The organism is Rhodococcus sp. (in: high G+C Gram-positive bacteria) (genome assembly GCF_049286785.1).
Taxonomy (GTDB): Bacteria; Actinomycetota; Actinomycetes; order Mycobacteriales; family Mycobacteriaceae; genus Rhodococcus_F.
Genome location: NZ_JBAQEO010000903.1, coordinates 19,708 through 27,760 on the forward strand (window position 1 = coordinate 19,708; position 8,053 = coordinate 27,760).

The 8,053-nt window shown below is 66.9% G+C and carries 7 protein-coding genes; 1 reads left to right on the forward strand and 6 read right to left on the reverse strand.

What is annotated here, in order from left to right; all coding sequences use genetic code 11:
* Nucleotides 1-3: 3 nt before the first annotated feature.
* The 6 genes from WAW17_RS32575 to pruA form a co-directional block, all read right to left on the reverse strand.
* Nucleotides 4-1,242: a PucR family transcriptional regulator gene (locus tag WAW17_RS32575; RefSeq protein ID WP_422336961.1), complete on the reverse strand. Its 1,239-nt coding sequence runs from the start codon at nt 1,240-1,242 to the stop codon at nt 4-6.
* Nucleotides 1,243-1,401: 159 nt separating this feature from the next.
* Nucleotides 1,402-2,433 (reverse strand): NADP-dependent oxidoreductase, encoded by a 1,032-nt coding sequence (locus WAW17_RS32580; RefSeq protein WP_422336953.1) that lies wholly within the window; start codon nt 2,431-2,433, stop codon nt 1,402-1,404.
* Nucleotides 2,434-2,506: 73 nt separating this feature from the next.
* A complete protein-coding gene (locus WAW17_RS32585; RefSeq protein WP_422336954.1) occupies nt 2,507-3,907 on the reverse strand; it encodes an acyl-CoA synthetase in 1,401 nt (466 codons plus the stop codon).
* Between the two features lie 12 nt (nt 3,908-3,919).
* A complete protein-coding gene (locus tag WAW17_RS32590) occupies nt 3,920-4,627 on the reverse strand; it encodes a rhomboid family intramembrane serine protease (RefSeq protein ID WP_422336955.1) in 708 nt (235 codons plus the stop codon).
* Between the two features lie 80 nt (nt 4,628-4,707).
* Nucleotides 4,708-5,685: a proline dehydrogenase family protein gene (locus WAW17_RS32595; RefSeq protein WP_422336956.1), complete on the reverse strand. Its 978-nt coding sequence runs from the start codon at nt 5,683-5,685 to the stop codon at nt 4,708-4,710.
* Nucleotides 5,682-7,322, reverse strand: coding sequence for an L-glutamate gamma-semialdehyde dehydrogenase (pruA, locus tag WAW17_RS32600; protein ID WP_422336957.1), 1,641 nt, complete (start codon nt 7,320-7,322; stop codon nt 5,682-5,684). Before pruA ends, WAW17_RS32595 begins: the two co-directional genes overlap by 4 nt.
* Before the next feature lie 190 nt (nt 7,323-7,512).
* Here pruA and WAW17_RS32605 point away from each other — a divergent pair.
* Nucleotides 7,513-8,053 (forward strand): alpha/beta hydrolase (locus WAW17_RS32605; protein WP_422336958.1); only part of this gene is annotated, 541 nt, incomplete at its 3' end.

Below are 8,053 nucleotides of genomic sequence, written 5' to 3' on the forward strand. Positions count from 1 at the left end.
GGTTCAGCGCTCAGGTCGAGCGACCTCGAGGCGACGAGCCACCAGCGCCGCCTGAATCCGGCGCAGCCCGGAAGGCCTGGTGGGATCACAGCCCGTCAGTTGCGCCACCCTCTTCAACCGGTAGTCCACCGTATTGGTGTGCAGATGCATCTTCTTGGCGGTGCGCTGACGATTGAGGTCATGCCCGATATGCACCTCGAGTGTCTCGATCAACTCCGGCGAGCCCTGCAGCGGATCGAGGAGACCGGCGAGATGACTTCGTCCGGGGCCCGGGCGGGTGAGCTGATACTCGAGAGCCAAGTCGTCCATCTCGTACAACCCGGGCTCCAAGCCCAGTTGATGCACCAGATCGAGGAGTTCGTGGACCTGTTCGGCGGCTGCGGCGATCTCGGCCGCACGTACCCGGGTGGCCGTGGCAGTCAGCGGAACCTCCGCTACAGCCCCCATCCGATCGAGGAGCGACATCGTCCACGTCCGTTCCCGGGGGCCGGGTAACAGGACGGTCCCACCCTCGGGACTGAGCGAGCACAGCGCTGCGTCGTCGGTGACCGCGGCCAGTTCCGCCTGTAGTCGGCGCAGCTTCTGACGTGCCACGACTGCCTTGCGGCGGTGGGTCACCGTCTCTGCGGGATGCGGCGGAATCGCCAGCGCCAGAACAACATATTCGCCGGCCGGTTCCACACCGGCATGCCTGGCGGCCGCGGTGGCTCCACGGCCGCTGAGCAGTGCATTGACCAAGTTGACCGCAGCGCAGTCCCGCTCGCTGTGGAGTACCTCGAGTTCGTCCACATAACTGGTCGTGGCGGCCACGGTGACGCTTTCGAGAAGCGTGAACATCACCCGCTGGATGACGAGCAACTCGGGCATGTCCTCCTCGCGCGCATTGGATGACACGAGTTCACCGGCCTGCCGAATGCCTTCATGGAGGATACGGAGCACGAGTTTCAAAGGGAAACCCTCGCGCGCCCATCGCGCGGATGTTCCGCGCACGTCCGCGAGGTCCTCCTCGTTGGGAGTGATCCCGCGGTCGAGCATCTCGATCCCGAGACCGAGGCACAGGATCGTGAAATCCGTGACGTCGTTCTGGAGTTGCTTACCGGGCAGCGAACCGCACGGCGTCACGTTGTCGGCGAAGTGGCGCACGAGCTTCTGGGCTACCGACAATTTGTCACGCAGCGGAGCGGACGCGGGCCTGCCGTCCACGAGGATCTGCAAACCCTCTCCGAGAATGTGATCGGGCATCGAACTCATCACTCCAATGTGTGGATGACATCGAACTCTCGCACAATCGACATCACACAAACATAACGAGGGTTCGTCTATATCACCGTTGTATCACAATGAGTGAGTTTTCAGAACGGATAACAGGGAACTCCGTGCAGAATGCCGCACGGTTCGGAGTCAGTGCTCCTCGCCCACCCGCACCACGAGCTTGCCGAAGTTGCGGCCCTCGAGCAGTCCCATGAACGCCGTCGGAGCGTTCTCGAGGCCGTCGACCACATCCTCCCGGTAGCCGATGCGCCCCTCCCGGATCCAGCCCGACATCTCGCGCTGAAAGTCCGGATACATCTCGGCGACGAACTCGGTTTGAATGAAGCCACGGATCGTCAGGCTCTTGACGAGAACCCGGTTGAAGAATCCTGGCAAGCGATCCGGGCCTTCGGGTCTCGCGGAATCGTTGTACTGCGCGATCAGGCCACACACCGGAACCCGAGCATAAAGGTTGAGCAGGGGAAACACCGCGGCGAAAACGGCGCCGCCCACGTTCTCGAAGTAGACGTCGATCCCCTCCGGGACGGCCGCGCGCAATTGCTCGGCGAAGTCCGGGGCCCGATGATCGATCGCGGCGTCGAAACCGAGTTCATCGAGAAGATAGGCGCATTTCTCGGGCCCACCCGCGATGCCCACCGCCCGCGCTCCCTTCAGCTTCGCGATCTGTCCCACCGCCGATCCGACGGGCCCGGCCGCCGCCGCGACGACGACCGTCTCGCCCTCCTTCGGCTGACCGATCTTCAGCAGTCCCGCATACGCCGTGAAGCCCGGCATGCCGAGGACGCCGAGCGCCATCGAGAGCGGTGCCGCCTCGGGGTCGAGCTTCCGGAGATGGCGACCGTCGACTACCGCGTGCGACTGCCAGCCCGCGTAGCCGAGGACGTAGTCGCCGGCGGCAAGATCCGGGTACCGGGACTCGACGACCTGACCCACGGTTCCGCCGACCATCACTTCGTCGATCTCCACCGGATCGGCATACGACTCGGCGGCGCTCATCCGTCCGCGCATGTACGGATCGAGCGAGAGGTAGATGACCCGCAACAGCACCTGGCCGTCGCCGACCCGGGGAAGATTGACGGCCTCGAGCCGGAAGTTGTCGGCCTTCGGCGCGCCTTCGGGCCGTGATGCGAGGACGATTCGAGTGCTCTGGACGATGTTCACCGCACCTGCCAATCGTTCGAGCCCTGGGAACGGGCCATGGGAGTACCGGATTTCCTACGCAACCCTACCGACGTCACAGCAGTTGTTTCTTCTGCACCTTCCCCATCGCGTTCCTCGGCAGCGAGTCGACCACCCTGATCTCCCTCGGCCGCTTGTGCACCGACAGTTGGCCGGCCACGTGCTCGATCAACGCGGACTCCGAGATGTCTTCTCCCACCACGAAGGCGACCAAGCGCTGTCCGAGGTCGGGGTCGGGGACACCGACCACCGCCGCCTCCCGCACTCCGGGACAGCCGAGGAGCGATGTCTCCACTTCGCCTGCGCCGATGCGGAATCCGCCGGACTTGATGAGATCGGTGGATTCGCGGCCGACGATGCGATGGAAACCCCCGGCGTCGATGACGGCGACGTCACCGGTCTTGAAGAAGCCGTCCTCGGTGAAGGACTCCGCAGTGGCCTCGGGCTTGTTCAGGTAACCGTCGAACAGCATGGGACCCCGCACCTGTAGGCCCCCGATCGACTCGCCGTCGTGCGGAACGTCGACACCTTGTTCGTCGCGGAGCCGGGTCTCCACCCCGCGCACCGGCAGTCCCACCCAGCCGGGACGGCGTTCCCCGTCGGCGCGGGTGCTGAGCGTCAGCATCGTCTCGCTCATCCCGTAGCGCTCGATGGGTTCGAGTCCGGTGAGCTCCCGCAACTTCTCGAACACCGGTACCGGGAGCGGCGCGCTGCCCGACACCAGCAGCCGGGCACCCGACAGTGCCCGCGCCGATTCCGCATCCTCGGCCACCCGGCCCCAGACGGTCGGGACGCCGAAATACATCGTTCCCTCGGCTGCCGCATAGGCCGTGGGCTTCGGCTCGACGGTGTGGATCAGCGGGCTGCCGAAGCGCAGCGGACCGAGGACACCGAGGATGAGACCGTGGACGTGGAACAGTGGAAGCCCGTGCACCAAAGTGTCGCCGGCAGTCCACTGCCAGGCCTCGGCGAGTGCGTCGAGACCGGCAGCAATGGCCCTCCGGCTGAGCAGCACCCCCTTCGGCGGCCCGGTGGTCCCGGAGGTATAGAGGATGAACGCGGTGGCTGATTCCGGCGGTTCGGGATAGCTGTGCCAGGACCGGGCGTGTACCCGGACCGGGACGACGGGAAGACCGCCGGTGTCGTCGGGCGTCTCTCCGAGCCAGGCCTGGGCACCGGAGTCGCGCAGGATGTGCCCCAGTTCGGTCGGTCCCGAGTCGGGCGGCACGGGCACCGCGGTGACTCCCGCGATGAGGCAGCCGACCACGGCCAGCACCGTGGTGACCGTGGGCGTGGCCAGGATCGCGACCCGGTCCGCACGCGAAATGCGTTCGGCCACCGACGTGGCGGCGCCCAGGACATCACTGCGCGACAGGGTGGTGTCCCCGATCGTCACGGCGTCGGGAATGTCGTCCCCGCGGGCGACGGCAAGGGGATTCAGAGATCGCAGAAGCACCCGCACAGCCTCTCACAAAGGACGCGCGGCGCCCACGAGGTATCCGGGCGGCGGACTGACCGTGGCCAGGGCGGCGCCGAGCAGTACACCGGTGAGCACGGCGAGTCCGTGGGCGTCGTCGACAGCGACCAGCGCGACGCCCGACACCAGCACCCCGATACTCATCGCAAGGTCCCGCCGCTCCGGCGACTGCATGACCACCAGACCGGCGACGGAGGCGGCGAGGGCCAGCGTGGCGCCCGAGGGCCCCGCACCGGACGAGGGGAAGACGAATGCGGTGAACAGCCCGAAGATGATCTGGCCCGCGGCGAACAGCAGGACGGCGCGGAGCCCTCCCCACACCAGGACGGCAAGCGGCGCGACCCAGGCGAGAACAGCCAGGCTCACCACGGTCCCGAGGAGTCCGCCGTCCTGAACCGTCGCGGAGGTGACGATCCGCCACCACTGGTGGTCCCGGATCCGGGCCGGGTCCCGTTCGAGTGCTTCCAGGGCGGCGGGAAACACGATCTGCAGCAACGACGGTACGGCGACCACCAGCCACAGCACCACCGCCACACGCGGGGCCCGGCCGAGCGGCCCCCGGGGACCCGGGGCCCGGCCGAGCGGCCCCCGGGGACCCGATGTGCCGGCCGCCGGGTAGGGACGGCAGAGCAGTGTGGTGAGGACGAGAACCACGGCGAAGAGGACCACGCTGGTCCAACCTTGGCCGGATGTGCTCATTCGCGGAACTCTACAACGGCGTGACCCTGCGGAGCCGTCGCGGCGACACGTCGCCACGGAGCCGTCCCGGCAACGCTCCCTCAGTCCTTGGTGACCACGGATCTCAGGAAGAATCGCAGGTTGGAGGGGCGCTCGGCCAGCCGGCGCATGAAATAGCCGTACCACTGATTCCCGTACGGCACGTAGACACGAACGTGTTTGCCCTCGCCGGCGAGCCTGCGTTGCTCGAGTTCCCTGATCCCGAACAGCATCTGGTGCTCGTAGTCCCGTGCCGAGCGGCCGGTCCCCCGGACCAGTGGCTCGACCGCGGCGATGACGGCTGGGTCGTGTGATGCCACCATGGGGTACCCCGAGCCGGTCATCAGTATCCCCAGACACCGCAGATACGACGCATCGACCGCCTCGCGGTCACGGAATGCCACGGATTCGGGTTCCTGATACGCGCCCTTGCAGAGCCGGATCCGGGAACCGGCATCGGCCAGCGTCCAGCAGTCCCCCTCGGTGCGTCGCAGATACGACTGCAACACCGCACCCAGCCAGGGAAAGTCGCCGCGGAGCTCGCGCACGATCGCGAGCGTCGAATCGGTGGTCGTATGGTCCTCGGCATCCACCGTGACCCAGACGCCGGCAGCCTCGGCCGCGACGCAGATGGTGCGTGCGTTTCGAGTGGCGACGGCATTCCCGTTCTCGGCGAGAGCCTGCCCGAGGGCCGACAGCTTCACGGACACCTCGAGCCGGTGCACTCCGCTTTCCACGTCCGACGCCTCGCTCAGCGCACCGAGATCCTCGATCAGGCCCCGATACTCCTGAACGGTGGTCTCGGCTCCCGCAGCGTCCCGAGTGCCCTCGCCGAGGTAGTCGATCGACACCGACCTGCCCGAGGCGAGAATGTCTCGAACGACCTCGAGCACCTGCGCCCGTGTCTCTCCGGCGACGAACCTGTCCACCAGTCTCCGGGTGACCGGTGCTCCCGTGACGGCCCGCTTCACGCGGGACGACCGGGCCGCCGCAAGTATCGCCGGACGCAGCGGATTCGCCACCACGGCCGGCGCTCTCATTCCACTCCCATATGCGGGTAGCGATAATCGGTCGCGGGGACGAACGTCTCCTTGATCGTGCGGGGCGACACCCACCGCAGCAGATTCAGCTTGGAACCGGCCTTGTCGTTGGTGCCCGACGCGCGGGCCCCGCCGAACGGCTGCTGCCCGACCACGGCGCCGGTCGGTTTGTCGTTGACATAAAAGTTTCCTGCGGCGAACCGCAGGCTCGAAGTTGCCTGTTCCACTGCCTGCCGGTCGTCGGCGATCACGGCGCCGGTCAATCCGTAGGTGCCTGCCGAATCCACGGCGGCCAGCACGTCGGCGAAGGCGTTCGGCGCGCCGTCGTCGTAGACGTGCACCGTGAGGATCGGACCGAAGTACTCGGTGGTCATCGCCTCGTCCCTCGGGTCGTCCGCGAGCAGCACGGTGGGACGCACGAAGTACCCGACGCTGTCGTCGTACTTACCTCCCACCGCGATCTCCACGCCCTCCGCGCCGCGGGCCCGCTCGATTGCGGCGACGCTCTTGTCGTACGCGCGGCGGTCGATGAGGGCGCCGCCGAAGTTCTCGAAATCCGTCACGTCACCGTAGGTGAGGGCGTCGACCTCGGCGGTGAACGTGTCACCCATCCGCTGCCACAGTGACTTCGGAATGTACGCCCGGGACGCGGCCGAACACTTCTGCCCCTGGTACTCGAACGCGCCTCGGATCAACGCGGTCCGGAGCACGTCTTCGTCGGCGGAGGTGTGCGCCACCACGAAGTCCTTGCCCCCGGTCTCCCCCACCAACCGTGGATAGCCGGAGTACGTGCCGATGCGTTCCCCCACCTGCCGCCACAGATGCTGGAAGGTTGTGGTCGAACCGGTGAAATGGATACCGGCCAGTCGCGGATCGCTCAGCGCGACATCGGACACCGCTCGGCCGCTCCCGGTGAGCAGGTTGATCACGCCGGGCGGCATTCCGGCGGCCTCGAGGAGTTTCAACGTCCAGTACGCCGCGACCGTCTGGGTGGGTGACGGTTTCCAGATCACCGTGTTGCCCATCAGGGCCGGGGCGGTGGGGAGATTGCCTGCGATGGCGGTGAAGTTGAACGGGGTGATCGCGTAGACGAAGCCCTCGAGGGGCCGGTATTCGAGACGATTCCACACCCCGGGCGAGGAGATGGGCTGGTCGGCGAGGATCTGACGCGCGAAGTGAACATTGAAGCGCCAGAAGTCGATCAGCTCACAGGGGGCATCGATCTCGGCTTGCTGCACAGACTTGGACTGTCCCAGCATGGTCGCCGCCGCCACCGTTTCGCGCCATGGACCCGACAACAGGTCGGCGGCGCGCAGGAGGACCGCAGCCCGATCGTCGAACGACAGGGCCCGCCACGCAGGGGCCGCCGCCGTCGCCGCCTCGATCGCCGCCGCCGCGTCCTCGTGGCCGGCCTCCCGCAAGGTGCCGAGAACCGCCGAATGACGGTGGGGCTGCACGATATCGATGGATTCGCCACCCCCACGCCGATGTGTTCCACCGATCACGTGTGGGATGTCGACGGGGTTGGTGGCGATGTCGGCAAGCGCCGATGTCACTCGGGCTCGCTCGAGACTGCCCGGCGCGTAGGTGTGGACCGGTTCGTTGGTGGGCACCGGTACCTGGGTGATGGCGTCCATAGCCTGCCTCCTGCCCTCAGATCGTGAGGAACTGTGACCGGGAGCCACCCGCCGGGAGACCCGCGCGAGAGGAACCCTGTGCCCAGGTTAGCGCCGCACGGGGGTGCTCATCCGGTTTTGCCGTCCCTGCACGTCGCGCGCATTCACCACGAGATGGTTTCGACCGTCCGTATTCGGGGATCACTGATACATGCGAGCAAGAACTCCCGTGGGGTCCCTGATCGTTTCTGCTGCGATCATCGCCTCGACCGTCACGGCTCTTCCCGTGACGGTCGTGGCCTCGGCGTCGGCCGATCCTCCATCGGTTCCCGGCGCGGTCGCGACCGCGGACGGTTCGGCTCTCGACCACATCACCACGGTCGACGACCGGCGGTTGACCGTGCACGTCTACTCCGCGGCGATGGACGACGTGATCCCACTCGAGGTCATCCGCCCTGCCGACTCGTCTGTTCCCCGGCCGACTCTCTACCTGCTCAACGGCGCCGGTGGAGGCGAGGATTCGGCGACCTGGCAGGCCCGGACCGACGTGGTGTCCTTCTTCGCGGACAAGAACGTCAACGTGGTGACCCCTGTCGGCGGGGCATTCAGCTATTACACGGACTGGAAGCAGCGCGACCCGGTCCTGGGCCTGCAGAAGTGGACCACCTTCCTCACCCGTGAGCTACCGCCCATCGTCGATGCCACACTCGGAACCACCGGCATGAACGCCATCGTGGGCTTGTCGATGTCGG